At 43.5% G+C, this 25,508-nt stretch carries 23 protein-coding genes; 20 read left to right on the top strand and 3 right to left on the bottom strand.

Features of this window, described 5'->3' with window-relative positions:
* The first annotated feature begins 92 nt into the window (after nucleotides 1-92).
* From NSS67_RS24860 to NSS67_RS24825, 8 genes are all read left to right on the top strand, one after another.
* Nucleotides 93-554: a DNA starvation/stationary phase protection protein gene (locus NSS67_RS24860; protein ID WP_042125852.1), complete on the top strand. Its 462-nt coding sequence runs from the start codon at nucleotides 93-95 to the stop codon at nucleotides 552-554.
* A gap of 309 nt (nucleotides 555-863) precedes the next feature.
* Entirely contained in the window at nucleotides 864-1,646 is a 783-nt protein-coding gene (gene sufC / locus NSS67_RS24855) for a Fe-S cluster assembly ATPase SufC (RefSeq protein WP_042125854.1), read from the top strand.
* 27 nt (nucleotides 1,647-1,673) lie between these two features.
* Complete coding sequence (gene sufD, locus NSS67_RS24850) at nucleotides 1,674-2,975, top strand: Fe-S cluster assembly protein SufD (protein WP_339316352.1); 1,302 nt, start codon at nucleotides 1,674-1,676, stop codon at nucleotides 2,973-2,975.
* The gene (locus NSS67_RS24845; RefSeq protein ID WP_339316351.1) at nucleotides 2,972-4,198 is read left to right on the top strand and encodes a cysteine desulfurase; all 1,227 of its coding nucleotides are present in this window, start codon (nucleotides 2,972-2,974) and stop codon (nucleotides 4,196-4,198) included. Before sufD ends, NSS67_RS24845 begins: the two co-directional genes overlap by 4 nt.
* Nucleotides 4,185-4,616 (top strand): Fe-S cluster assembly sulfur transfer protein SufU, encoded by a 432-nt coding sequence (gene sufU / locus NSS67_RS24840; protein WP_339316349.1) that lies wholly within the window; start codon nucleotides 4,185-4,187, stop codon nucleotides 4,614-4,616. The genes NSS67_RS24845 and sufU overlap by 14 nt, the downstream gene beginning before the upstream one ends.
* 24 nt (nucleotides 4,617-4,640) lie before the next feature.
* Entirely contained in the window at nucleotides 4,641-6,038 is a 1,398-nt protein-coding gene (gene sufB, locus NSS67_RS24835; RefSeq protein ID WP_339316348.1) for a Fe-S cluster assembly protein SufB, read from the top strand.
* Nucleotides 6,039-6,465: 427 nt separating this feature from the next.
* Nucleotides 6,466-8,226, top strand: a complete 1,761-nt coding sequence (locus tag NSS67_RS24830; RefSeq protein WP_339316346.1) for an ABC transporter ATP-binding protein — start codon at nucleotides 6,466-6,468, stop codon at nucleotides 8,224-8,226.
* A gap of 5 nt (nucleotides 8,227-8,231) precedes the next feature.
* Nucleotides 8,232-10,091, top strand: coding sequence for an ABC transporter ATP-binding protein (locus tag NSS67_RS24825; RefSeq protein ID WP_339316345.1), 1,860 nt, complete (start codon nucleotides 8,232-8,234; stop codon nucleotides 10,089-10,091).
* Between the two features lie 70 nt (nucleotides 10,092-10,161).
* On the opposite strand, the gene NSS67_RS24820 is transcribed toward NSS67_RS24825, so the two are convergent.
* The 3 genes from NSS67_RS24820 to NSS67_RS24810 all read right to left on the bottom strand — a co-directional run bounded on the left by NSS67_RS24820 (nucleotide 10,162) and on the right by NSS67_RS24810 (nucleotide 13,617).
* Nucleotides 10,162-10,410 (bottom strand): hypothetical protein, encoded by a 249-nt coding sequence (locus tag NSS67_RS24820; RefSeq protein ID WP_339316344.1) that lies wholly within the window; start codon nucleotides 10,408-10,410, stop codon nucleotides 10,162-10,164.
* A 1,375-nt stretch (nucleotides 10,411-11,785) separates the two neighbouring features.
* Nucleotides 11,786-12,826, bottom strand: coding sequence for an HD-GYP domain-containing protein (locus NSS67_RS24815; protein WP_339316342.1), 1,041 nt, complete (start codon nucleotides 12,824-12,826; stop codon nucleotides 11,786-11,788).
* A 77-nt stretch (nucleotides 12,827-12,903) separates the two neighbouring features.
* A complete protein-coding gene (locus NSS67_RS24810) occupies nucleotides 12,904-13,617 on the bottom strand; it encodes a molybdenum cofactor biosynthesis protein MoaE (RefSeq protein ID WP_339316341.1) in 714 nt (237 codons plus the stop codon).
* 134 nt (nucleotides 13,618-13,751) lie between these two features.
* On the opposite strand from NSS67_RS24810, the gene NSS67_RS24805 reads away from it, so the two are divergent.
* The 12 genes from NSS67_RS24805 (at nucleotide 13,752) to NSS67_RS24750 (ending at nucleotide 25,508) form a co-directional block, all read left to right on the top strand.
* Entirely contained in the window at nucleotides 13,752-15,191 is a 1,440-nt protein-coding gene (locus tag NSS67_RS24805; protein WP_339316340.1) for a bifunctional UDP-sugar hydrolase/5'-nucleotidase, read from the top strand.
* Nucleotides 15,192-15,263: 72 nt separating this feature from the next.
* Nucleotides 15,264-16,091, top strand: coding sequence for an undecaprenyl-diphosphate phosphatase (locus NSS67_RS24800; RefSeq protein WP_339316339.1), 828 nt, complete (start codon nucleotides 15,264-15,266; stop codon nucleotides 16,089-16,091).
* A gap of 145 nt (nucleotides 16,092-16,236) precedes the next feature.
* Nucleotides 16,237-17,340, top strand: coding sequence for an HD-GYP domain-containing protein (locus tag NSS67_RS24795; RefSeq protein WP_339316337.1), 1,104 nt, complete (start codon nucleotides 16,237-16,239; stop codon nucleotides 17,338-17,340).
* A gap of 230 nt (nucleotides 17,341-17,570) precedes the next feature.
* Nucleotides 17,571-18,707 carry a radical SAM/CxCxxxxC motif protein YfkAB gene (gene yfkAB / locus NSS67_RS24790; protein ID WP_339316336.1) on the top strand — a complete coding sequence of 379 codons (1,137 nt, stop codon included), beginning with the start codon at nucleotides 17,571-17,573 and terminating at the stop codon, nucleotides 18,705-18,707.
* Between the two features lie 21 nt (nucleotides 18,708-18,728).
* Nucleotides 18,729-20,087, top strand: coding sequence for a hemolysin family protein (locus NSS67_RS24785; protein WP_339316335.1), 1,359 nt, complete (start codon nucleotides 18,729-18,731; stop codon nucleotides 20,085-20,087).
* 164 nt (nucleotides 20,088-20,251) lie between these two features.
* Nucleotides 20,252-20,932 carry a response regulator transcription factor gene (locus tag NSS67_RS24780; protein WP_339316334.1) on the top strand — a complete coding sequence of 227 codons (681 nt, stop codon included), beginning with the start codon at nucleotides 20,252-20,254 and terminating at the stop codon, nucleotides 20,930-20,932.
* Nucleotides 20,929-22,683, top strand: coding sequence for a HAMP domain-containing sensor histidine kinase (locus NSS67_RS24775; protein ID WP_339316333.1), 1,755 nt, complete (start codon nucleotides 20,929-20,931; stop codon nucleotides 22,681-22,683). Before NSS67_RS24780 ends, NSS67_RS24775 begins: the two co-directional genes overlap by 4 nt.
* A 42-nt stretch (nucleotides 22,684-22,725) precedes the next feature.
* Nucleotides 22,726-23,250, top strand: a complete 525-nt coding sequence (pssA, locus tag NSS67_RS24770; protein WP_339316332.1) for a CDP-diacylglycerol--serine O-phosphatidyltransferase — start codon at nucleotides 22,726-22,728, stop codon at nucleotides 23,248-23,250.
* A 7-nt stretch (nucleotides 23,251-23,257) separates the two neighbouring features.
* Nucleotides 23,258-23,752 (top strand): DedA family protein, encoded by a 495-nt coding sequence (locus NSS67_RS24765; protein WP_339316331.1) that lies wholly within the window; start codon nucleotides 23,258-23,260, stop codon nucleotides 23,750-23,752.
* A 48-nt stretch (nucleotides 23,753-23,800) separates the two neighbouring features.
* Nucleotides 23,801-24,817, top strand: coding sequence for an AI-2E family transporter (locus NSS67_RS24760; protein WP_339316330.1), 1,017 nt, complete (start codon nucleotides 23,801-23,803; stop codon nucleotides 24,815-24,817).
* Nucleotides 24,818-25,019: 202 nt separating this feature from the next.
* On the top strand, nucleotides 25,020-25,238 hold the full coding sequence (locus NSS67_RS24755) for a spore coat associated protein CotJA (protein WP_339316329.1): 219 nt from the start codon (nucleotides 25,020-25,022) through the stop codon (nucleotides 25,236-25,238).
* A gap of 3 nt (nucleotides 25,239-25,241) precedes the next feature.
* Entirely contained in the window at nucleotides 25,242-25,508 is a 267-nt protein-coding gene (locus NSS67_RS24750) for a spore coat protein CotJB (protein ID WP_339316328.1), read from the top strand.

The raw sequence follows: 25,508 nt of genomic DNA, 5'->3' as shown, positions 1-25,508 counted from the left end.
GGCTAAGGGGTAAATTAAGAATAGACAAGTTGCTGCCGGACGAAGGAAAAAGTAGGGCCGGTAAATATAATGGATAAGGAAGGGATCATCTCATGGCTAAAGCATCTAATAAAGTAAATACAACTTCACTAGAACAGATTTTGAACCGTCAGGTTGCTAACTTGAATGTACTATATGTTAAAATTCATAATTTTCATTGGTACGTAAAAGGAGAACAATTCTTTTCTCTACATGTGAAATTTGAGGATTTATATAATGAAGTTACACTCCAAATGGATGAAGTTGCAGAACGTCTGCTAAGCATCAAAGGCAGTCCAGCAGCAACAATGAAAGAATATCTGGAGTTGGCTACGATTCAAGAAGCTACAGGTAAGGAAGATACGCGTGGTATGGTTCAATCATTGATTGAAGACTTCGCTACTATTTCTGAAGAACTGACAGAAGGTATCGAGCTTGCTGAAGAAATTAAGGATCAGCCAACATCTGACATGTTTATAAAAATTCGTGGTGATCTAGAGAAACATCAATGGATGCTTCGTTCCTACCTTAGCTAAAGATAAAGCATTTTAAATAGGGCTTCCTGCGGGAGGTCTTATTTTTTTCGTTAGGCAGGAAATAAATGTGTTAGGAAGATTAACGTTAAAATTAGCGAAAATATGCGAAACATCATAGGAAAAATAAAAAGAGATATTTGTAAAAAGACAGGCTTTGTTATAAAATTGTTGAGAATCATTGATAATCACTGTGATTCAATTTATAATAATTATAATGTGATATAGAATCTAATTGTGCTGGCAATCAGGGTCACCCTGTTTCAATACAACTTTTGATTTCGCAAATCGATCAATGGAGGGAATAATATTATGGCAGCAGATTTTGTCATTGAGGGACTTAAAGCGACGATTGAGGGAAAAGAGATTTTGAAGGGAATTAACCTTCAAATGAAAGGTGGCGAAATTCACGCCATCATGGGACCAAACGGTACAGGTAAAAGTACCTTGGCATCCGCTCTTATGGGTCACCCTAAATATGAAGTAACTGAAGGAACGGCAACACTTGAAGGTGAAGATCTTCTGGAGATGGCGGTTGATGAACGCGCACGTGCAGGTCTTTTCCTTGCTATGCAGTACCCAAGTGAAATTTCCGGGGTAACGAACTCCGACTTCTTGCGCTCTGCCATTAATGCCCGTCGTGAAGAAGGCAGCGAAATCTCTTTGATTCGTTTTATTCGTCTAATGGAAGCAAAGATGAAGGAATTGGATATGAATCCTGAGTTTCTACACCGTTACCTGAACGAAGGCTTCTCCGGTGGTGAGAAGAAACGTAACGAAATTCTACAAATGATGATGCTAGATCCAAAAATCGTGATTCTAGACGAAATTGACTCTGGCCTTGATATTGATGCTTTGAAAATTGTAGCCGAAGGCGTAAACTCCATGCGGAGTGAAGATCGCGGCTTCCTAGTTATTACCCACTATCAGCGTCTCTTGAACTACATCAAACCAGATTTTGTACATGTTATGATGCAGGGCAGAATTGTGAAATCCGGTGGTCCTGAGCTTGCACAGCGTCTGGAAGCTGAAGGTTATGAATGGATTAAAGAAGAACTTGGAATTGAAGACGAAACAGTAGGGCAAGAAGCGTAAGAAACGCCAGGAAGGAGGAGAACACTTATGACGACACAGACCATTCTTCCGGTGGATGCCGAGCGCTTGAGCGAATTATCGCATAGTAGCGGCGAACCGGGTTGGCTGAAAGAAAGCCGCTTGAAAGCACTTGAACTGGCAGCTACTCTAACACTGCCTAAATTAGAGAAGACACGGATTGATCGTTGGAATGTGAACAATTACGGTAGTTATAAAGCAAGCGAACCTATTGCTTCCTTGAATGACGCACCTGCTTCTATTTCTTCCTTGATCAAGGATCAAGAGGAAGGCAGCCTGATTATTCAGCGTAACTCTGGTGCAGTATATACAAGACTTGCTCCTGAGCTTGCAGCACAAGGTGTTATTTTTACGGATCTGCAAACGGCAGTGAAAGAACATGGAGATTTGGTGCAACGTTACTTGCATAAGGCAATTCAGCCTGATGAGCATTCTATCGCGGCGCTTCATGCTGCTCTTTGGACTGGTGGAGTATTCCTCTATGTGCCTAAGAATGTTGTAATTGAAACTCCACTTCAGGCTGTGCTGTTAACAGATGATGCGGAAGCATCCTTTGTTCCTCACATTCTTGTCGTAGCTGATACTAACAGTTCCCTGACATACGTTGATAACTATGTATCTGATAAATCGGAAGCCGGACTACACAATGGTGCAGTAGAGGTATTCGTGGGTGCTGGCGCTAAAGTACGTTATGCTACAGTGCATCAACTTGGCGTGGATACTACGGATGTTACTTACCGCCGTGCAGTTGTTGAGAATGATGGAACAATCGAATGGATTGTTGGTGAGATGAACTACGGGGATACAGCGAGTGACACTAAGTCTATTCTCAAAGGTAATGGCTCCAGCTCAGATGCTAAGGTCATTGCAGTGGGTTCGGGATCACAGAAGTTGAACTACACCACACAAGCTCAACATTTCGGCAAAAACACACCAAGTGACATGATCACTCGTGCAGTTATGCGTGATGCAGCTACTTCTATCATCAACGGAATTACCAAGATAGAGAAAGGTGCTACTAGAGCTGATGGGCAGCAAACAGAAAAAGTACTGATGCTGAGTCCAAAAGCCCGTGGTGATGCCAATCCGATTCTATTGATTGATGAAGATGATGTTACAGCAGGCCATGCCGCTTCCGTAGGACAGGTCAATCACGAGCAAGTCTTTTACCTGATGTCCCGCGGAATTACACGGCATGATGCAGAAACTCTGATCATCTATGGCTTCTTGGCTCCTGTTGTGTCGCAAATTCCACTAGAGGGACTGCGCAATCAGCTCCAATCTCTTGTGGAAAGGAAGTTAGGTCAATGATTAGCAACGCCATCCGGGAGCAATTTCCCATACTGAACCAGAATGTGAACGGACATCCACTGGTCTATCTGGACAGTGCTGCAACTTCGCAGAAGCCTCGTCAAGTGATTGAGGCGGTCAAGTCGTATTATGAGTGGGATAACGCCAACGTACACCGTGGCGTCCATACTTTAGGCAGCCGTGCAACAGATGCCTACGAGGGAGCCCGGGAGAAGCTAGCTAAGTTTATTAACGCCCGCAGCACGAAAGAAATTATCTTTACGCGCGGTACAACCACTGCACTAAATCTTGTCGCCTCTTCTTACGGGCCATCTGCGGTGGGTGAAGGCGACGAAATTGTCATCACCCTGATGGAGCATCATAGTAATTTGATCCCTTGGCAGCAGCTAGCTAAGAAGACAGGCGCTACTCTAAAATATATACCGTTGCAACCTGACGGAACGATTACACTTCAAGATGCTGAGCAGACGATTACGGATAAAACCAAAATCGTAGCTATCGCTTATGTATCCAACGTTATGGGAGTAACTCATCCGATTAAAGAGCTTGCGGCTATTGCTCATCGTCACGGTGCGGTAATTGTCGTAGACGGCGCACAGAGTACACCTCATATGAAGGTCGATGTGCAGGATCTGGATTGTGATTTCTATGCACTTTCCGGACATAAAATGCTCGCACCGACTGGAATTGGGGCTTTGTACGGCAAGAGGGCACTCCTCGAAGCCATGGAGCCTATTGAGTTCGGTGGTGAGATGATAGATGACGTGGGTCTCTATGAATCGACTTGGAAAGAGCTCCCTTGGAAGTTTGAGGGGGGTACACCGATCATTGCTGGTGCTGTTGGATTAGGTGCAGCCGTAGATTTCTTACAGGAAATCGGTATGGATGAGATTCACAGCCATGAGAAGAAGCTTGCAGCATACGCAGAGCAGCGTCTATCTGAAATTGATGGCTTGACCATTTATGGTCCCAAGAATCGTGAAGTTGGCGTTGTCACCTTTAATCTGGGTGACGTTCACCCGCATGATGTCGCTACAGTGCTAGATGCGGAAGGCATTGCCATCCGTGCTGGTCATCACTGCTGTCAGCCGCTGATGCGCTGGCTGGAAGCCAGTTCAACAGCACGTGCAAGCTTTTACCTCTACAATACTGAGCAGGATGTAGATCGACTGGTGGACGCTTTAATCAAGACGAAGGAGTACTTCAATTATGAACTTGGATGACTTATACAGACGCGTAATTATGGATCATTATAAAAGTCCTCGGAATCGTGGTTCATTTGAAGATGATGCTCTGAAAATTGAACTAAATAACCCAACTTGTGGTGACCGTATTACACTTCAGCTTAAGGTAGAAGATGGAATCGTGAAAGATGCCCGTTATAACGGTGAAGGTTGTTCGATCAGTATGTCATCGGCTTCGATGATGACGGAGGCGATCAAAGGACAAACGGTTGAACGTGCGCTTGAACTGGCCGATAAATTCTCCTTATTGATGAAGGGTGAAGAAGTGGATTTTGGGGATTATGAAGATATCGAGGCCCTTTCGGGTGTAAATAAATTTCCTGCACGAATCAAATGTGCAACGCTGGCTTGGAACGCACTTCGTAAAGGAATTGACGAAGAAGAGCAACATCATTAATAGAAGAACAAGGAGGCTGACACCATGGCTAAAAAAGCGCCTGATATGGAAGAGTACCAATATGGGTTCCGTGATGAGCATAAGTCGATATTCCAGTCTGGTAAAGGTTTGACGGCCGAAATTGTTAAAGAAATTTCAGCAATCAAAAACGAACCACAGTGGATGCTTGACTTCCGCTTGAAATCTCTGGAGCAATTTTATAAAATGCCGATGCCGACATGGGGCGGCAACCTGGATGATCTCGATTTCGATGAAATCCAATACTATGTAAGACCTTCCGAGAAGCAAGGGAAGACTTGGGAAGAAGTACCATCTGAAATTAAAGAAACCTTCGATAAGCTAGGTATTCCAGAAGCGGAACAAAAATTCCTCGCTGGCGTATCGGCACAATATGAATCCGAGGTTGTATACCACAGCATGCAGAAGAGCCTTGAAGATCAAGGGGTTATTTTTACAGATACCGACACTGCACTGCGTGAACATCCGGAATTGTTTAAAAAGTTCTTCGGAACGATCATTCCTCCTGCAGACAACAAGTTTGCCGCACTTAACAGTGCAGTTTGGTCAGGCGGAAGCTTTATCTATGTTCCTAAGGGTGTGAAATGCGAAGTTCCTTTGCAGGCATACTTCCGTATTAACTCCGAGAACATGGGACAATTTGAGCGTACTTTGATCCTAGCGGACGAAGACAGCTTTGTGCATTACGTAGAAGGATGTACAGCGCCGATCTACAGCACGAATTCCTTGCATAGTGCGGTTGTTGAAATCTTGTGTATGAAGAACGCTCGCGTTCGTTATACTACAATCCAGAACTGGGCTCCTAACATCTACAACCTCGTTACTAAACGTGCGGTTGCAGAAGAGAATGCTACGATGGAATGGGTCGATGGTAACATCGGTTCCAAGCTGACCATGAAATATCCTGCGGTTGTTCTTAAAGGCCGTGGAGCTAAAGGTTCAGTACTGTCCATCGCGGTAGCGGGTAAAGACCAGCATCAGGATGCAGGTGCTAAGATGATTCATTTGGCGCCAGACACAACATCCACTATTGTATCAAAATCGATCAGTAAGCATGGCGGTAAAGTAACTTATCGTGGTCTTGCTTCCTTTGGCCGTCAGGCAGAAGGTGCGAAATCGAACATTAAATGCGATACGCTCATTTTGGATAACGAATCCACTTCGGATACGATTCCTTACAATGAAATCATGAACGATAACATCGTTCTTGAGCATGAAGCAACAGTGTCCAAAGTTTCTGAGGAGCAACTGTTCTACCTGATGAGCCGTGGCCTCACAGAAGCTGATGCAACACAAATGATCATTATGGGCTTCATCGAGCCGTTCACCAAGGAGCTGCCGATGGAATATGCGGTCGAAATGAACCGTTTGATCAAGTTTGAGATGGAGGGAAGTATCGGTTAACCTTGATTAATCAAGGGGGACCTGCTTCACTTTTATAGGTAATAGCAAATACGTATTCGTAGTGATCTTGATGCTTTAATGCTCAAGTTACTCGGATACGTATTTTTATTTGGAAATCGAAGTGAAGTTTTCTTTTGAAAGGATATAATCCAAATTCTATGTAAAAAACCTGATAAAGGGTATCTTTGGGGTGCCCAATCTCGATGAGGATTATGATGTTTCTTAATTCAACAGCATTAAGGAGGAAACTCGAGTATTTTAAGACAATGATGGTCGTTTATCACCTATATATGGGTCTTTTTTCCGAAATAACGGGATAAACGCGCAAATCTACCCTTTGCCGCTTTAAATTAGGGATGATACACTGCATAAAGTCAATAAAATTGTAAGCGCTAAAAAAACTTTGTAAGCTTTAAGGAGGAGAGATATGGATGTTCTCAGGCAACTGCGAGGCTATTACCGAGAGAAGCTGCATTATTTGATTCTTTCGATTGTATGCTTGGCCGCCGCAACTGCAGTGGGGCTAATTACCCCCAATTTGTTAAGAAGGCTGATCGATGATGTAATTGTTCCACTCAAGTTTGAAGAGGTGCCCGTGTTGGCTCTCAGCGTGTTAGCAGTAGTAATCGTAAAAGCATGCCTACAATTTGCACATGGTTTTTACGGAGGGCGGTTAGGTAATTTTCTAGCATACCGGCTACGCAACGCTTGTTATGAGAAATTGCAATTTCTATCTTTCCGTTATTATGATACCGCGAAAACAGGAGATCTGATGTCCCGGCTGACCGGGGATTTGGAAGCGATCCGAAACTTTATCGGTTTTGGTTTTGCTCAACTGCTTAATGTGTTTTTTATGGTGCTTTTTGGTTCTATCATGATGTTCACCATTAATTGGCAGCTAACATTGGTTACACTGATTACTATGCCATTTCTGGCTGCTGTAGCTTTAAGATTTGAGTCGAAGATTCATCCGGCCTTTCAAGAGATGCGCCTTGCGCTGAGTTCTCTGACAACGGCTGTACAGGAGAATATTACCGGTGTGCGTACTGTCAAATCGTTTGCTAGAGAGGCTCACGAAGTTGAGAAATTCTCACACCGTAATGAACGTTATAAGAACAATCAGATTTTTGCCGCAGAGCTCTGGAGTAAGTTTTTTCCTGTCATGGAGCTTCTAGCATCAGTCAGTATAGCGATTCTGTTAGGCGTAGGTGGCACGCTCGTCATTAAAGGGAAAATGTCACTAGGAGAATTGGTTGCCTTCTTCAGCTTGATTTGGTACATCATTGGACCAGTATGGGGCCTAGGTTTTCATATTAATAACTATACACAGTCCAAAGCTTCGGGAGAACGTGTACTTGAAGTACTTAATCAAAGAATTGATGTGAAGGATAAAGAAGATGCCCGTGAACTCGTACCTTCTGAGGTTAAGGGGGATGTCGCCTTTAATCATGTAACGTTTGCGTACGGGAATAAATTACCTGCGGTTACTGACATCCATTTTGAAGCCAAATCGGGTGAGATTATCGGATTTCTTGGTGGTACAGGTTCAGGTAAATCAACCATTACACAATTGATGATGCGCGCTTACGATGTAAATGAAGGTAGTATTACGCTGGATGGCATCGATATTAGAGAATACAATGTGCGCAGTCTGCGGTCACAGATTGCCACCGTATTTCAGGAAACGTTCCTGTTCTCCTCGTCCATCCGCAACAACATTTCATATGGCTTGAAAAATGTAAGCATGGAGGAGATTATCCGTGCTGCACAGTTGGCAAAAGCGCATGATTTTATTATGGAGATGGCAGACGGTTATGACACTGTAGTGGGCGAACGCGGGATGGGTCTCTCTGGCGGACAAAAGCAGCGGATTGCCATCGCAAGAGCACTGCTTAAGAATCCGCGTATCCTCATCCTCGATGATGCGACCAGCGCTGTCGATATGGAAACGGAGCATGAGATTCAGGCTGGTTTCCAAGAGGTCATGAATGGGCGTACAACACTTATTATCGCTCATCGGATATCCTCCTTACGTCATGCGGATCAGATCATCGTCATGAACGAAGGTCATGTTCAGCAGCGTGGTACGCATCAGGAGCTAATAGAGGTTCCAGGTCCCTACCAAGATGTGTACCGGATACAGTATGCGGACTATCTATCAAGAGCTACCGGAAGAGGGGAGGAGTGAGGCATATGAAACTTGAAGCCAAACAGAACACCGCTACGGGAGCAAAGAGTAAAGCAGCCGAGCAGCAGACATTGGATGAACGCTTTGTATACAAAGATGATGATGTTATCGACAAAGCGTTTGACTGGAAGCAGTTCAGCAGACTATTCAGTTATATGAAGCCATACGCTAAACAGATGCTTCCTCTGGTTTCTATCATGATGATTCTGGGAACCATTACGAAGCTGACCGTTCCATTCTTGACAAGTTTAGCTATTGACCGTGCCATAGCACCTAAGGTTGGAAATCCCAGCTTAACACTTCTTTATTCGCTTACGGCAGGTGTGATCGTCTTATATCTCATTCAATGGATTGCTGGTGTGTACCGGATTAAGTACACGAACATCATCGGACAAAGAGTGATTTATGATTTGCGTTCTGACTTGTTCAAGCATATTCAGAAGCTCTCGTTTAACTTCTTCGATAAACGTCCAGCAGGCTCGGTATTAGTACGTGTGACGAATGATATCAACTCACTGCAGGATTTGTTCACGAACGGGGTAGTCAATCTAATGATTGACTGCGTTCAGCTTTTGGGGATAACCATTATACTGCTATTGATCAACTGGAAACTTGGTCTTGCTGTAATGGTTACCGTTCCGATCATGTTCTTTATTTCTACTAAGCTGCGCCAGAAGATTCGGATCGCTTGGCAGGATGTACGGATGAAGAACTCCAGAATTAATTCTCACTTGAATGAATCGATTCAGGGGATCAGGGTCACACAGGCTTATACACAAGAACGTGAAAATATGAATTATTTTGATGTTATGAATACCGACAGCAAAAAATCCTGGAATAAAGCATCTGCGATGAACCAAGCTTTCGGGCCGATGATTGAGATTACTGGTGGTTTTGGAACGATGATCCTCTTTTGGCTAGGGGCTTATCTGATCCAATCTGGTGAGCTTACAGTCGGTTTGCTGGTAGCATTCAGCTCTTATGTCAGTAACTTCTGGGACCCGATCAACCGTCTGGGCCAGATGTATAACCAGCTGCTTGTAGCGATGGCCTCCTCGGAACGGATCTTTGAATATTTGGATGAGCAGCCTTCGGTTCAAGATAATCCAGGGGCTAAGCCACTAGGCACTATTCGTGGAGATATTAACTTTAATAAGGTCGTCTTTGAATATGAAAAAGGTCGGGCGGCTTTAAAAGGTATCGATCTGGATGTAAAAGCTGGGCAATCAATCGCCCTTGTGGGTCATACAGGATCAGGGAAAAGTACGATTATTAACCTGATTGGCCGTTTCTATGATATAAAGAGCGGACAAATTACGATTGATGGAGAAGATATCCGTGAGGTTACACTGGATAGTCTGAGAAGGCAGATCGGAATCGTGCTGCAGGATACCTTTATTTTCTCAGGAACGATTCGCGATAACATTCGGTTTGGTCGACTGGATGCTACCGATGAAGAAGTGGAAAATGCTGCGAAAGCAGTGGACGCCCATGACTTTATTATGAAGCTTCCTGGAGGGTATGAGACAGAGGTAGAAGAGCGCGGTAGTGCCTTGTCCATGGGACAGCGTCAGCTTCTCTCCTTCGCCCGTGCACTATTGGCGAATCCACGGATTCTAATTCTTGATGAAGCAACAGCCAGTATAGATACAGAGACGGAGCTGAAGATTCAGGAAGCACTCAAAATCTTGCTTCAGGGCCGCACCTCCTTTATCGTAGCCCATAGACTATCTACCATCCGCCATGCGGATAAAATAGTCGTTCTGGACCACGGTGAGATCAAAGAGGAAGGAACCCATCGGGAGCTGACTTCTCGTGATGGTGTGTATAACGGTTTGATAGAAGCGCAATTCCGCTTCCTATAGTACAGAAGAACAGCCCATTCCCCCTTGCGAAAGCAAGTGAGGAGTGGGCTGTTTTATATTGTACGTCCAATTACTTTGGACGTTTGGGTAACCTACCTGTTACACGCAGCTCAAACAATTGGGCACAAATATCCTGATGCCACCGTGTATCCGTTGTTTGTTCCGCTAACAGTATTTCATTTTGTAGTCGAGCCATCTCCCAACAGTAAGTGGCGTTCACTTGCAGACATTGCTGCTGCTCCGTTTCTTCGGAGGCTGTAAGCTGGCGTAGACGACTTAGAGTGAACAGCTCGGCAAGACGTTCATGGACTGGAAGCATACTTATTACCTCCTAGAAATATTTAAGCCACATATTAGTCTCGCCAAGAAATTTGTAATTCAATCATCATGTGATTAATGATAGGAGGGTTACGAATGACTAGGGTTTACGAGCCAGGGAGAAGAGCTGTGATGAAGAGGGGAAGGTGGGGATTTAGGATGGTAAGGATCTAGGAAGTTAGGGACCTAGCATTCTGAATTCGGATCATTCTATTGCAGTATTTATACGCCTGTTGATTAACTAAATCATGGTATAAACAGAGATTTGTTCGCCAATCTGCCTAGCCTTTTACTATCACAACACTCACTTTCCCGTTTCCTTGCTTCCGTTCCTAGGATCGACACACTAGCACCTTCTCCGACTGGGTAGTTGCACTTTCTGCAACTATCCTGCTGAGTATGTTAATACTCCACCATTTTAATTGCACTCTGTGCAGTTAAAAAACGTTACTAGGAGCTTTCGGCGGATATTTGGCTGATATAAGTGTACAAACTGCAACTATATTGCCAAATCCTTTAAGGAAAGTTAGTTTAAGTGCACGAAATGCAACTATTTGTGTCTGGGATGATGTCAGAGCGATATAGGTACCAAGCGTCAGAGCAGCTGATACCTGCTTTATGGCTTGATTGCTTTGTGGTTTGGTAGCTTTTCACTATAAAATGTAACGTTCAATTGCACTCTGTACAATTGAATCGACCTGAAACCATCTAATTGTACCGTCGTCTAATGTATTTCGTGCAATAGATTATCGAGGAATCCACAAAAAAGACGGTGTTAGACTATTTTAATTGTACAAAGTGCAATGAAATAACCATTCTGTCTCTTTAATCAACGTTCTATTGCACAAAGTACAAACAACCCCCACGTCCACATAAGATCTCCCGCAGAGTGAGAACTAGTTAGCTTGGTTTCTTGGTCTGGTATTTACTTAGCCAATACAACGTTTCCCTTCCAAAAATTAGCTAATCAACACGCCTGCAGTATTTACAATAGAAAGCATCATTCAGCCTCACCAAATAGCATCTACTGCACTTTGTACAACTGAATTCGGGAAGTGAGCCATTATAGGGGATTTTCCATATTTTGATTGCACAAAATACAATAGAACTCCAATCCAGCTTCATTTCCATAAATTCTGTTGCACACAATACAACAGAAAAAAATCCCCCGAAAGAAAACGGGGGATCATGGAATACGAAAGATAGCTTTGAGGCTCCGATCTTTGCACAGCAAAGCAGGGGCCTCAAGGCAAGGTCACACTCGGAGTTCCTTCTATCCACACCGTCACAAGCTTCCACTAAACTTTCAGGTGTCCAGAGGGTGGAGCCCTTGGGACTCGCCTTGGAACAGAGAGTTTGGGAGGGATCGAAACGCCTTAGTCCATGTAAATTTCTACAATAGCAACGTTACGCTCACGGGATAAATCAAGAAACATTCCATCAATCTTTACCAATGGACGGAAAATATCAACAGGATTGTTCATGATAATCACACCTGTATCATCCGTACTCAGCAACACTCGCTTGCCGATGAAATTGGGCATTAAATGCTGGATAAAGGCTTGAACAGTTCTAGCGTTCAGTTTACCAAAACTGAGATTGTTTATTTCACGCAGGACGGAAATTAGCTCTTGCTTGGACTGATAGGCACGTTTAGAAGTCATCGCACTATAGATGTCAGCTACCGCTGCAATTTGTGCATAAGGGTGAATATCGTTTTTGGTTAGACCGCTGGGATATCCAGAGCCGTCCTCACGTTCATGATGCTGAAGGGCGGTTAAAGCTGTGTAAGAATCGTCCATCGAATTGCGTATGATTTCGTAGCCGTACTTAGTATGTAGTTTAATTTCCTCGAACTCATCTGGTGTTAGCTTCCCTGGTTTATTCAAGAGAGAGGGTGAAATTCGGCATTTTCCAATGTCAATCAAATAACCTGCTCGACCAATTTCATAGCACTCTTGTTTGGAATAACCAAGCCATATCGCAATATAATAAGAGAGCATGCCTACCTGAAGGGAGTGATTGTAGGTATAATTATCTTCGCGATCTAGTAGAAGCAAGAGGGATACTACATCTTTATGCTTGTCCAAAGTTTGAAGCGAAGGCTGAAGAATGTCGTTGACCACAGATTGGTTGAAGCTTCCTTTTAAAAGTGCTTCCATATAAAGAGACTCAAAGCCGTCAATCATGGTATCAAAACTAGTGGTCACCGTCTGAATTATTGAAGGTCTGCTGAGGGGGGATGCTTCTTCCTCTAACGTCTCGATATCAACATAATCAACTCCAAGCTGCATCAGCTTGGCGATATCACTGATCTGGAGCAGTGATCCTTTTGGTAATACATGTAAACCTCTTGAACTATACGCGTCCGCGTTGAGGTGATTACCAGGTTTTAGATCCGAGACGTGTACTCTCAATGCCTATGCCACCTTTTATCCGATTTTATCCAGAATATCAACAAAGTGCAGATTTTTCAATCAAAAAGGAGAAAAGATTATTTGTGGTTTGAATCGGTAGCCTTTTGATCAGAGCCTACCCAATGCTGACCTGATTCATTGATGTCTTTTTTCCAGACAGGAACCGTCTGTTTCAAACGTTCAATGGCAAAGCGACTGGCTTCGTAGCAGGTATCGCGATGAGGGGTTGAGACTGCAATGATCACACTTGCTTCCTTTAGACCTACAAGCCCAATGCGATGTGATATTGCGCAGTTTGCGTCCCAACGGTTCTTGACTTCTTGTCCAATCTCCTCCAGCTTACTTAAGGCCATAGGGATGTAGGCTTCATAATGAAGTGCAGTTGTACGTTGTTCTCCGGTCATTTCACGTGTAGTGCCGATGAACAATAAGGATGCTCCGTGATTAACGTCGAGGACAGCATCTAGAAGCTTCTCCGCGTTTAAAGGCTGGTCTGTTATGCTATAAAGACCATCTGTAGTGCTCTCATATAATGAACCATTCTCTCCTCCGGAAACTGGTGGAATGAGTGCAACTTCGGAAGACTCTGTGATGATAGAATCATCGGGAGCGTATTCCCGGTCAACGGCAATCAAAGAAGCTCCAATTTGGGATGCTGCATCCGGATAAGAGGCGGATAGAACTTCCTTAAGCTTTCCAGCTGTTAAGGGAATCTCAGTCACATGGAAGGATAGCGAAGAAGAGCCGATTGTCTCAGCCAGACCCGCGAACAGGCGGATAGTAATGTGCATTTTTATTCTCCTCTGATGTATGTTCTGATGTCTACAATATACCATAATGAGTCTGAAAATGTTATGCTAGGCTCTATAAGATCACGCGGCTGCTTCATTAAAAAGTAGCTTTACGGGTAGGAGGAATGTTGCTTATGGGGCACGTGCCGCAAAGACTGACCATACTTCATACCAATGATATTCATAGCCATTTTGAGATGGTGAGTCCGGTGGCAGCAGAAATCGCCATACAGAGGGCTGCAGCGGGAGAAGAGCCTGTACTGCTGCTAGATATTGGTGATCATATGGATCGTGCAGCTGTTGAGACAGAAGGCACTATGGGTCAGGCTAACATCGACGTACTAAACTTAACAGGATATGATGCTGTAACCATTGGCAATAATGAGGGGCTTACGTTTTCACAGGAGATTTTGTCGTCTGTTTTTTCTGGGTTACAATGTCCGGTAGTATGCTGTAATTTTGTAGAGTCTTCGACAGGAGAGCCACCAAGTTGGATGAAGCGTCATGTTATCTTAGAGAAAGATGGAATTAGAATAGGAGTGACCGGAGCAACTGCGGCATTTACTTCATTCTATTCCCTGCTCGGCTGGGATGCCTTAGACCCTGAGACAGCGCTCCGGGAACAATGCCTACTTCTAGCACCACAGGTGGATATTCTAATCATTCTATCGCATCTTGGACTTCCTACGGATAAAATATTGGCTGAGCGGTTGGAGGGTGTGCATGCCATTCTTGGTGGACATACGCATCATCTACTGGAGGTGCCTATTATGATTAACGGCACAGCTGTATGTGGTGCCGGTAAATTCGGCCGGTATCTCGGGCGGCTTCAATTTGAGCGGAAAGATGGTCAGTCTGATTTCAGCTTTGTGACGGGTGAATGTATTCCTATAGACCCAGTTCTACAGGATGATGTAATAGGACCTGCTGTAGCTATTCATTTGGAGCATGGGCGTGAAGCTCTTCAGACCATAGTTGCGATTACTGACCGTGAGCTTCCTTTGAGCTTGAAGGGAGAATCTCCCTTCGGCAATCTTTTGGCACAAGCAGTACGTAGATTTACAGGTACTAGTTTGTCGCTAGTGAACACGGGTCAGCTGCTGGGTCCATTGCCTGAAGGCGAGGTAACCACAGGGATGCTGCATGCGCTATGTCCTTCCCCTATCAATACTTGCATAATCAAGCTGAGAGGTATAGATATTCGCACAGCTGTGGAACAGAGCCTTACAGAGGAATTCTACAATAAGGTGATTTACGGGTACGGATTCCGTGGGAACCATTTGGGCAGCTTGGCAGTAGATGGATTAAAAATCTTGTACGACCCACTGATGATACCGTATGATAAGAGTGTTGCAGTTTTTGTCGAAGGAAACCCACTGGAGGATGATAGAGAGTATAATGTTGGTACGCTGGACATGTTTACTTTCAAGGCCGGCTATGAGACGATCGCGAATGGAAAGGATGCTTTGTTTCTATTACCACACTTTTTGCGCGATCTTTTGCGGATCGAGTTGCAGCGTCCAAACAGTCTAGATGAATGCATGCTCACTCGCTGGGAGGCTAAGTCTGAATAAGGCCAGCCGCTCACAATCTACACTTATAGACTCCATTTAACAGTGCTAGATTCCCAAAAATAGGAGGACATTATGGACACGATTACAGCTATTATTTTAGCAATTGTCGAAGGGATCACTGAATTTATTCCTGTATCTTCGACAGGACACATGATCTTGACTACGAAGCTTTTAGGTTTCGCTGAGCAGGATTCGATTATGAAGACTTATGAAATTGTAATCCAGCTAGGGGCGATTTTGGCGATTGCGCTTGTTTACCGTAAGCGAGTGCTTAATTTGCTGGGGATTGGACGTAAAAGCTCGGTTAGAGGTGGCGTTATGCCGGCATCTCGTCTGAACTTAATCCATGTGATTCTTGGGATTGCCCCAGCACTTGCTGTGGCATTTTTTGCCCGCGACTTTATCAAAAGCCTCTTTGGAGCTTCGACTGTGCTCTGGGCGCTTGTCGCCGGAGGGATTCTTATGATTGTCGCAGAATGGGTGAATAAACGCAAAATACGAATTACTGCTCATGAACTGGATGATCTGTCTTACGGACAGGCACTGGCGATTGGGTTGTATCAGATTATTTCGGTACTCTGGCCGGGCTTCTCTCGCTCCGGGTCTACAATTTCTGGGGGGATGTTAAGCGGGGTCAGCTATAAAGCTTCTGCGGATTTTTCCTTCCTTATAGCTATTCCTATTATGTGCGCGGCTTCCGGGTATGAACTGCTGGATTCGTATAAAAACTTCACAAGTGAGACGATTGGTTACTTTGTAATTGGATTTTTAATTTCTTTTGTAGTGGCATATTTAGTGGTCATCTTGTTTATGAAATGGATTCAAAAGATTCGTTTAACGCATTTCGCGATCTATCGATTTATTCTTGCTGCTATATTCTGGTTGTTTATTATGCGTTAATGCCTGTAGGCATAGGTGTAGAGACATCTGATTTTCTCTAAGGTACACCTGTCTTAACTTTCATAGAAACGGTATAGACAAAGCGTGTGACCCAAGGATTTCAATACAGAATAGCATTTTACCGTTAAAGGCAGGAGTGAGTTAAGTGCGCTTAGTATCCGTGAATCAGCTTCAAGCAGGCATGAAATTAGGTAAAAAAATATATAATGATGAAGGTCTAACTCTACTCTCGGACGGGGTGGAGCTTACTGATGCATTGATCAAGCGTCTTGCTAGGATTGACATCGGCTATATCTACATAGAAGATTCCATTACAGACGATATTGTGATTACAGGTATGCTTCAGGATGAGACGCGGAATCAAGCTCTAAAAGTAATTCGCAACCAATTCCAGGATATGACTAGTACTTCAGGAATTACTAAGGGATTTTATCATCTCGATAAAAAATTCTCCAAGATCATGGACTTTATCTTAGACGATATGTCTTTACAAGAAGATCCGATGATCATGCTGATGGATATGCACACTGCTGATAACTATTTGTACGTCCATTCCCTGAATGTCTGCTTGTACACTTTGGTGCTTGGCATTGCTCACGGGTACAGTAAAGAGGAACTTCGAGTGATTGGGCTGGGTGCGCTGCTGCATGATATTGGGAAGACACAAATCCCGATAAAAATCGTACAGAAACCCGGCAAGCTCAGTGATGAAGAATTCCGTCACATGCAGGCTCATACTGAGATCGGATTTCAGATTCTCAAGGATGAGCCGAACATTCCGCTACTCGCAGCGCATTGTGCCTTGCAGCATCATGAACGTATTGACGGTTCCGGATATCCTCGCGGATTAAAAGGACCTCAAATTCATGAATACGCGAAGTGGCTGGGTGTAGCGGACTCCTACGATGCCATGACCTCCAATAGAGTCTACAAAAAGGCTATGCTGCCACATCAAGCCGTTGAGGCACTCTATGTTGGTTCCGGTACATTGTACGAACAGAAGTATTTAGAGTTGTTTAGAGATCGCGTCGCTATTTATCCGCTGGGTCTTACGGTGAAGCTCAGTACGGGGGAGAGCGGGGTTGTGGTCAAAATAGATCCAAGTATGCCTCACAGACCCACCGTACGTGTGCTCACGGGTCCAGAAGGAGAGAAAGTCGCACCGTTTGAACGGGAGCTTAGTAAAGCCCTCTCCGTAGTTATCGTTGACGTCGCAGACCAAGGCGGTTCTCTGGAAACGCCAAATTAATTATAATAGCAGCGTGGAGAGAAGATTAGGCTTGTCCGAATATATGTCGGAAGCCTATTTTTCGTCTCGATGCTTCTATTTTGTTACAAGGCAAGGTAAGTAAAGACAGCTAGAATGACATCAGAAGTGCAGTTTTTCTGACTAACGTGGTATGATATAGGGCAAGACATCGTTCTTTCTTCATGATTTTGGGTTAATAATAGGAATAAGTTTTAAAGGAGCTAGTACAAATGAATGTTTTTAGACCATTAACATCTTCACCGAGGGAGCTGTCGCCAAGTTACGATCCGTGGGATCCAATCACTTCTCTACGTAAGCATGGAAGCCATGTGCTAACGAGTGTGGAATTCACCGTAACCAATTTATGCAACATGCGGTGTGAGCACTGTGCTGTAGGTGATAGTCTAACCTCTAGAGAAGGGGAAATGCTACCGCTTAAGAATATGCTGGACCGTTTAGAGGAAGTTGAGCATCTGGAGACCATTAGTATTACGGGCGGAGAGCCTATGTTCCGCGCTGGAACGGTGGATAATATCATTGTACCATTGTTGAAATACGCCAAAGAGCGGGGGATCAGATCTCAAATTAATTCTAATTTGACGATGCCGTATTCCCGTTATGAGAAGCTGCTTCCTTATCTGGACGTTATGCATATTTCATTTAATTATGTGAACGGTGACGATTTTCATGAAGTCGGTTTTGCGAACAGTGGTCATGCGGTTGCCAAGGAAGCCGCTTACCGGCTTTATAATACAATGATTGAGAACTCTCGTCGGCTAAGTGAGGATGGTATGTTAATTTCTGCGGAAACTATGATTAATTACCGTACCCACACAAAGCTGCCTGAAATTCATAAGCTGATTCTCGACATGGGAGCAAAACGACATGAGGTTCATCCAATGTACAATTCGAGCTTTGCTTCCGCTCTGCCAGTGCTATCTTTGAATGAAATGCGGACGGCGATCCATTCGTTACTGGACCAACGTGATCCGGAGATTTGGATGTTGTTTGGCACGCTTCCGTTTTTTGCTTGCAGCTTCTTAGAGGAAGATCAGAAATTGCTAAGCAGAATGCGTGCAGAGAATAATGTTACGCTACGTAATGATCCGGATGGCCGGAATCGTGTGAACGTTAATATGTTTACTGGAGATGTTTTTGTTACAGATTTCGCTGATATCGCAGCTTTTGGCAACATAGACAACCAAAAACTGGATGATATATTTATCGATTGGCAGACTAAGCATCCGCTGAATCAAAAGGTGAACTGTTACTGCGATGCAGCAGGTTGTTGCGGACCTAATCTGTTAGTAGCGGATATGTATTATCCGGAAGTGGATTTCAAAACAAGAAAAGCGATCAATCTGTAGAAATGAGGCGTTGTTAAAGTGGTGCATACGGAATTTGAAGTAGGGAGATTATTGCTTAATCTTTTGCTTGTTCTGGTGCTCGTATTATTGAACGGTATTTTCGTAGCAGCGGAGTTCTCATTAGTTAAGGTCAGGCAATCTCGCCTGACCCAACTTGTCAGTGAAGGTAATAAAATGGCTGGATATGCGCTCAAGGTAAATAAGAGACTGGATTCGTACTTATCTGCCACCCAGTTTGGGATAACACTCGCGTCACTGGGGCTAGGTTGGATCGGTGAGCCGGCCATTTCTGAGTTATTTATTGAGCCGTTAATGTATCAAATGGGGATTACCGATAGTACTCTGATTTCTACCGTTTCTGTTGTTATCGGATTTTCGATTATTACATTTTTACATATTGTACTTGGTGAGCTTGCACCGAAATCCCTTGCGATTCAAAAAACAGAAGGGGCAGCTCTACTGCTCTCGGCACCGCTGATGTTCTTTTATAATCTGTTCATGCCTTTTATCTGGATATTGAATGCATCGGCGAACGCATTGCTTCGTTTAGTGGGTGTTGAGCCAGCGAATGAGAGTGAGGCCGCCCACTCGGAAGAGGAAATTCGTATCCTGATGAATCAGAGTGCTAAGAGTGGTGTTATTGATAAAGATGAGATGAAGCTGATGGATAACATCTTTGAATTCTCAGATCTGCTCGCTCGTGAAGTCATGTTGCCTCGTACGGACATGGATGTGCTGTACAGCAATCTTTCGCTCGAAGAAAATATGAAAATCATAACCGAAACGAGACATTCGCGTTATCCGGTAGCCTTTGAAGATAAGGATCGTATTATTGGTTTTATTCATATTACCGATCTGCTGTTTGCTCCACCAGAGCAGCAGAATGATCTTACGACTCTGGTTCGACCGATCTTAAACGTACCGGAATCGATGGAGATCAGCCATACATTGCGATTTATGCAGAAGAACAAGGCTCAGCTAACGCTTGTTGTCGATGAATATGGCGGTACAGCTGGCCTGCTGACAGCAGAAGAAATTCTGGAAGAAATCGTAGGCGACCTGCATGACGAATTCGAAGATGAGCGTCCGAGTGTGGAACGTAGTGGAGATTATATTTCCGTTGAGGGCCGGATGTTGATTGAAGATGTCAACGATCTTACGGGTGTAGTAATTGAAGATGATGAAGTGGATTCTATTGGTGGCTGGCTATTTAAGGAGCTGGAAGGAAATCCTAGTAAGGGAAAACGAGTTAAAGTTGAAGATGTTGTTTTTGAAGTAGAGGAATCGACAAGACTGCGGATAACCAGAATTAATATCCATCATGAACCGCGTGTCGAGGAGGAAGAAACCTCTACTGAAGAAGACGAGGACAAAGAATAACCTATTGAAAATTGTAACGAATTGTTCCGAGTGATCAGGGATAAAATGAACTCCTCCTGCAAGAGCTGTATGGCTCATGACAGGGGGATTTTTTTGTGGACACATAAAGGACATAACGCTAGACTATGCTAATGTTTATAAATTGTTAGAAAGCGGGTTCTAGATTGAAAAAGAAGCTTCTTCTCGTTGAGGATGAAATTCGTATTCGTGAACTGGTGTCTGATTATTTCATACAGAATGATTGGGAAGTACTCGAAGCGGATAATGGAAGAGATGCATTGGTTTGGTTTGACTCACTGCTGCCGGATCTGCTGATTTTGGATATCATGATGCCTGTTATGAATGGCTTTGAAGTGTGCCGTGAAGTTCGTGAGAAATCAGCGGTACCTATCATTTTGTTAACCGCCAAGTCCACAGATGACGACAAAATCTACGGCTTTGAATTAGGAGCCGATGATTATGTTACAAAACCATTTAGTCCAAAGGTGCTGGTAGCTAGGGCAAATGCACTTATGAAGCGGGTTGAAGGGATCCATCAGCCTGAATCTAGCATAATAAAATTTGGTTCCGCGATGTTTAATACCTTGGCTCATCAGCTAGAGGTAGAAGATGCGGAAGTGGAGCTTACCCCTAAGGAATATGATCTTTTATGGCTTTTAATACGAAATAAAGGGATTGTCATTTCAAGGGATACGATCCTTAGTCGGATCTGGGGAATTGATTTTGAAGGAGATTCCAGAGTTGTGGACAGTCATATCAAAAAGCTGCGAAGTAAATTGGGTTATGAATCACGTTTTATTCGTACGGTGATTGGCACAGGGTATATGTTCGAGGAAGAGGCATGAGAAGACGGGGAATTACTTTCAAACTGTTTGTGATGACCGTTATCTTCTTCCTTTGCTTCTATGGCATGGTGATTCTAAGCCAATTGCTGTTGTTTGACAATTTCTATCAGAAGCAAAAAGAGCACCGTGTGGAGAAACACCTTAAGAGCTTTGCTGCAAGATATATAAGTGAGCCGTGGGGAAGCACTCGAACCTCTCAGGAGCTTGTCCGGTTTATGCTGCGTAATAAAACACAAATGGTTATTTTGAAGCTGGATGGAAAGATGAATTCAGAAGATCCATTTCATATAAAGCTAATCGATGATGATGGGAAGAGTATGGTTGTTTCTTTATCCCTTTTCATGAATCAGTACGGAGATGCGCTGAGAGCAGCTAACATTAAAGTAGATGATCTGTTGAGTGTTGAAGGCGAACTTCTGGATGTAGACAGTTCTTCACCTGCTATACTCTACCCCCTAAGTATTACAAAAAAAGGGGGAGGAACAATAGGGGAAACGGAAGAAGTTGGGACGATTCATGCATCTGGTACTGTAGCAGAAATTGTACTGCCTGATCTGAAAATATGGAATCCACGCCAAGGAATACTGTTTGAAGCTCTAGAGGAATGGTTTCCTTTGACGCCGGCGCAGATAGACGACTTCAAAAATTTGAAAATGCAGAAGCAAGATTGGATTGCTCCCTGGAGTGGGAGTCGCAATTCTGTGATTATTTTGCCCCTTAAGCAAAGTACCGGAGAAATTGAACTACTATTCACAATCACCTCATTACAGGAAGTCAAGGATTCGAACGAGGCGTTGCGTTGGTTCTTTTTATATCTGGGAATTGGCGGCATTGTCCTGATTCTGGTTCTTTCTCTCTTTTTTTCGAAAATGGTAACGCGTCCGCTAATTAAGTTAAATAACATAGCCAAACGGATGGTTTCTCTGGACTTTACAGGGGATACATCGATTCGACAGAAGGATGAGTTAGGCAGCCTTTCTAATAGCATGTTCACCTTATCACTAAGTCTGGATTCTGCTTTACGAGAGTTAAGAGAGGCCAATCAGCAGCTGGTTGAGGATATGGAGCAGAAACAAAGAATGGAGATCATGCAGCAGGACTTTTTTGCCAATGCCTCCCATGAATTGAAGACACCGCTCAGTATTATCAAAGGTTTTGCCGAGGGATTGGAAGACGGCGTTAGCGCCGGCAAGCAGGATCACTACATTAAGGTGATTATTGAGGAAGCAGATAAAATGGAGTTTCTTGTTAAAAATATGCTAGATCTAGCACGGCTGGAGTCTGGCACGATTAAACTTCGGAAAACTTCCTTTATGTTAAGCGAACTGACGGAAAAGGTGACGGACAAGCTGGTTCACTTACTGAGTGATAAACATTTGGAGGTCATCATTATTCCTGCAAATGAATTACCGATATATGCTGATGTGAACTGGATCGAACAAGTTGTGCTAAATTTTATGACCAATGCTATTAGGCATGCGGAAGAAAGAAGTTCCATCACCGTCAATATTGAGAGTCATGCCCAGTCTATTGTATTCACTATTCAAAATATAGGAGAATCAATCCCTGAAGATCAGCTGGAGCATATCTGGGAACGATTCTATCGGTCTGAGCCATCCCGCAGTCGAATGACAGGCGGTACGGGTCTGGGGCTTTCCATTGCGAAGCGAATACTAGATATGCACGCTTGTCTTTATACAGTGAAAAATACGGAGAACGGTGTCAGCTTTACTGTGACCTTTGAAGGTTAAACCGGATCAACAGAAATACTGCTATGAAAGGGGTGAAATTGTATGAAATTGAACTGGTTGCCTTCCATGTGCACACTCGGAAATTTGGGACTAGGATCACTATCCTTGTATTTCACGATTCAAGAACGATATAGCTTGGCTTTATTAATGATATTGCTCGCGGCAATATGCGATGTATTCGATGGATTACTGGCAAGGATACTGCAATGTACCAGTGAATTCGGTAAACAATTAGACTCATTGGCGGATATTATATCATTTGGTTTAGCGCCAACCTTCCTTATCTTGTTGTATAGGTTAGAAGATGCTCACTGGATTGGACCTGCAGCTTCGGTTTTCTTTTTGATCTGTGGCGCACTTCGTTTGGCCAGATTTAATATGTCGGCGCCTTCCAAAGGGTTCGTGGGGATGCCCATTACTGCTGCTGGAGTCATTCTTTCGATGATTTCTTTACTAGATGAACGCATGAAACCAGAACTGATCATCGTATTAATGGCATTGTTGTCCGTAATGATGGTCAGTCGAATCCCATTTCCGTCCCTTAAAAAATCCTTCAACAGGAAGTGATACACCCATGCCTTGGATTATTGAAATCATTTCGCAGTACGGATATTTAGCCATATTTGCCCTTATGGCACTTGGGATTATCGGACTTCCTGTACCTGATGAGGTATTAATGCTGTTTGTAGGTTATTTATCCTCGGTTATGGTTTTGGACTTTTCACTTTCGGTATTGGTTTGTTTCATGGGATCTATCACAGGAATGCTTATCAGCTATACCATTGGTTTAAGACTAGGGCAACCTGTGGTAGAAAAATTCGGCAAGTGGGTTGGCCTTACACCCAAGCGTTTTGCCAGTATGAAAAAATGGTTTTTACGGTTCGGCAACTGGGCCATTTTCATTGCGTATTTTATTCCTGGTCTGAGGCATGTATCAAGCTATATCTCTGGAATCAGTGCTATGTCTTTCAAAAAATATATACTCATAACGACTGCAGGAGCGCTAACCTGGTCTCTCCTTTTTGTTTCCATCGGCTTTTTTGTGGGGGCTAAGTTTTCCTTTTTATAGCCAATGGATGATCAGCATTATTAATCGCAATCGAATGGAGCAAGATCAATGAATGTATTCAAGCGATTCTACGCGAATATAACCACCAAACGCTTTTTTATTCTCGCACTTATCGGGTTGCTGCTGTACAGTATTCGAGGGATGCTTAATCTAGTGTTGCTGACGTTTTTGATTGCTTTTGTCATGAATAGCTTTCAGACATTACTTAGTAAACGAATTGGTAAATTTATGAAGGTTAACAGTAAGGTGATTATTGTTATTTTATACCTCGCTTTAATCGCAGTGATTGTACTGGCCCTTGCTAAATATCTTCCTAAGGTATTGGAACAGATTAAGCAACTAACCATCTTCCTTACCAATCTAAAAGCAGATGATCTCCCGCAGAACAAGATTACATTGTATTTGTATGATATGCTCAGGGACCTTAACTATCAGTCCTACATCAAAAGAGGCATTGATTATGTGTTGAAGGTTAGCAACTGGGGGGCGACTTTCGTTGTATCAACCATTCTAAGTTTTGTGTTTATTCTGGAGAAGAACCGGGTTGTCAGTTTCACTTCTAGAATGAGAGAGAGCAGGATTGCCTGGTTTTATATAGATCTGGAGTATTTCAGCCGAAAATTCATCGTTTCCTTTGGGAAAGTAATTGAAGCTCAAATTCTCATTGCCTTGTTCAACACCTGTCTTACTGTTATTGGCTTGGGGCTGCTTAACTTCCCATATTTATTTGCCCTGTCGATCTTGATTTTTCTGTTCAGTCTCATTCCAGTGGTTGGTTTTTTGATTTCGCTTATTCCGCTTTTAATCATCGGCTACAACATCGGCGGTCTGACAACAGTCACTTATGTGCTGGCGATCATTGCGGTGTTGCATTTTGTCGAAGGATATTTCTTGAATCCCAAGTTGATGTCCACAAAAATGAATTTGCCGATGTTCTACACCTTCATCGTGTTGTTGTTTTCTGAGCATTATATAGGTGTCTGGGGACTTATTCTTGGCATTCCCATCTTTGTATTTATGTTGGATATCCTTGAGATTACCCACGAAGATTCATCAAAAAAGTGAAGTCTTGATCTTAATACTAAATAAGATCCAAGTTATAAGCTGTTTCGGGTACTTTTCCGAAGGCAGCTTATTTGTCGTGCAATTGCATGAAAAATCTTGCTCAAGTGCTTTTTTTATAATTAACGTTTTATAATGTGTCCTGCTGTCATAAGTTAGCTAAGGGAGTAATAAAGAAGGAACAGGAACAAAGGAGGTACGAAAAATGGAATCACAGCTACGAAGTTACACCCCGTTTAGGGGCCCGTTCGATCCTTGCCCCCCGGTGCCGTTCAAGACCTATGTAGTTCCACCGAATCAGTTCATCAACTTTCAGCCCCCGGATCTTCCGCAGTTTAGTTTACAAGAAGCTTTGAGGCACGGCACGCTCTGGCCAGCACTGTTCAGTCCGTATGAGTCCAAGTGCAAAGGAGGAGGAAAGTAGACTATGGAAGCAAATCCTTGCGATCAACGCTATTATGAAATGCTTGAGCAGCTGCAGACTCTTGATTTTGCATTGGTGGAGTTAAACTTGTATCTGAACACTCATCCTGATGATTTAAGAAGTATTGAACAATTTAATCAGCTGACTTATGAACGTACCATGCTTGCGAATCAATTTCAGGAATTATACGGTCCGCTGCAGAATTTTGGCCGCGCTTATTCTAAATGTCCGTGGGAATGGAATCAGACGCCTTGGCCTTGGCAGGTGTAA

This window comes from Paenibacillus sp. FSL R10-2734, from assembly GCF_037963865.1.
Lineage (GTDB): Bacteria > Bacillota > Bacilli > Paenibacillales > Paenibacillaceae > Paenibacillus_AQ.
The sequence above is the reverse complement of the archived record's forward strand: the minus strand, read 5'-3'. Positions and strand labels throughout refer to the sequence as shown.

Coding starts and splice junctions, on each gene's coding strand:
- NSS67_RS24805 (WP_339316340.1), top strand. CDS start 13,752: ATGGGGCACGTGCCGCAAAGACTGACCATACTTCATACCAATGATATT.
- NSS67_RS24830 (WP_339316346.1), top strand. CDS start 6,466: ATGGATGTTCTCAGGCAACTGCGAGGCTATTACCGAGAGAAGCTGCAT.
- NSS67_RS24845 (WP_339316351.1), top strand. CDS start 2,972: ATGATTAGCAACGCCATCCGGGAGCAATTTCCCATACTGAACCAGAAT.
- sufB (WP_339316348.1), top strand. CDS start 4,641: ATGGCTAAAAAAGCGCCTGATATGGAAGAGTACCAATATGGGTTCCGT.
- sufC (WP_042125854.1), top strand. CDS start 864: ATGGCAGCAGATTTTGTCATTGAGGGACTTAAAGCGACGATTGAGGGA.
- sufD (WP_339316352.1), top strand. CDS start 1,674: ATGACGACACAGACCATTCTTCCGGTGGATGCCGAGCGCTTGAGCGAA.
- NSS67_RS24760 (WP_339316330.1), top strand. CDS start 23,801: ATGAATGTATTCAAGCGATTCTACGCGAATATAACCACCAAACGCTTT.
- NSS67_RS24750 (WP_339316328.1), top strand. CDS start 25,242: ATGGAAGCAAATCCTTGCGATCAACGCTATTATGAAATGCTTGAGCAG.
- NSS67_RS24810 (WP_339316341.1), bottom strand. CDS start 13,617: ATGCACATTACTATCCGCCTGTTCGCGGGTCTGGCTGAGACAATCGGC.
- NSS67_RS24755 (WP_339316329.1), top strand. CDS start 25,020: ATGGAATCACAGCTACGAAGTTACACCCCGTTTAGGGGCCCGTTCGAT.
- NSS67_RS24765 (WP_339316331.1), top strand. CDS start 23,258: ATGCCTTGGATTATTGAAATCATTTCGCAGTACGGATATTTAGCCATA.
- NSS67_RS24800 (WP_339316339.1), top strand. CDS start 15,264: ATGGACACGATTACAGCTATTATTTTAGCAATTGTCGAAGGGATCACT.
- NSS67_RS24825 (WP_339316345.1), top strand. CDS start 8,232: ATGAAACTTGAAGCCAAACAGAACACCGCTACGGGAGCAAAGAGTAAA.
- NSS67_RS24860 (WP_042125852.1), top strand. CDS start 93: ATGGCTAAAGCATCTAATAAAGTAAATACAACTTCACTAGAACAGATT.
- sufU (WP_339316349.1), top strand. CDS start 4,185: ATGAACTTGGATGACTTATACAGACGCGTAATTATGGATCATTATAAA.
- yfkAB (WP_339316336.1), top strand. CDS start 17,571: ATGAATGTTTTTAGACCATTAACATCTTCACCGAGGGAGCTGTCGCCA.
- NSS67_RS24775 (WP_339316333.1), top strand. CDS start 20,929: ATGAGAAGACGGGGAATTACTTTCAAACTGTTTGTGATGACCGTTATC.
- NSS67_RS24820 (WP_339316344.1), bottom strand. CDS start 10,410: ATGCTTCCAGTCCATGAACGTCTTGCCGAGCTGTTCACTCTAAGTCGT.
- pssA (WP_339316332.1), top strand. CDS start 22,726: ATGAAATTGAACTGGTTGCCTTCCATGTGCACACTCGGAAATTTGGGA.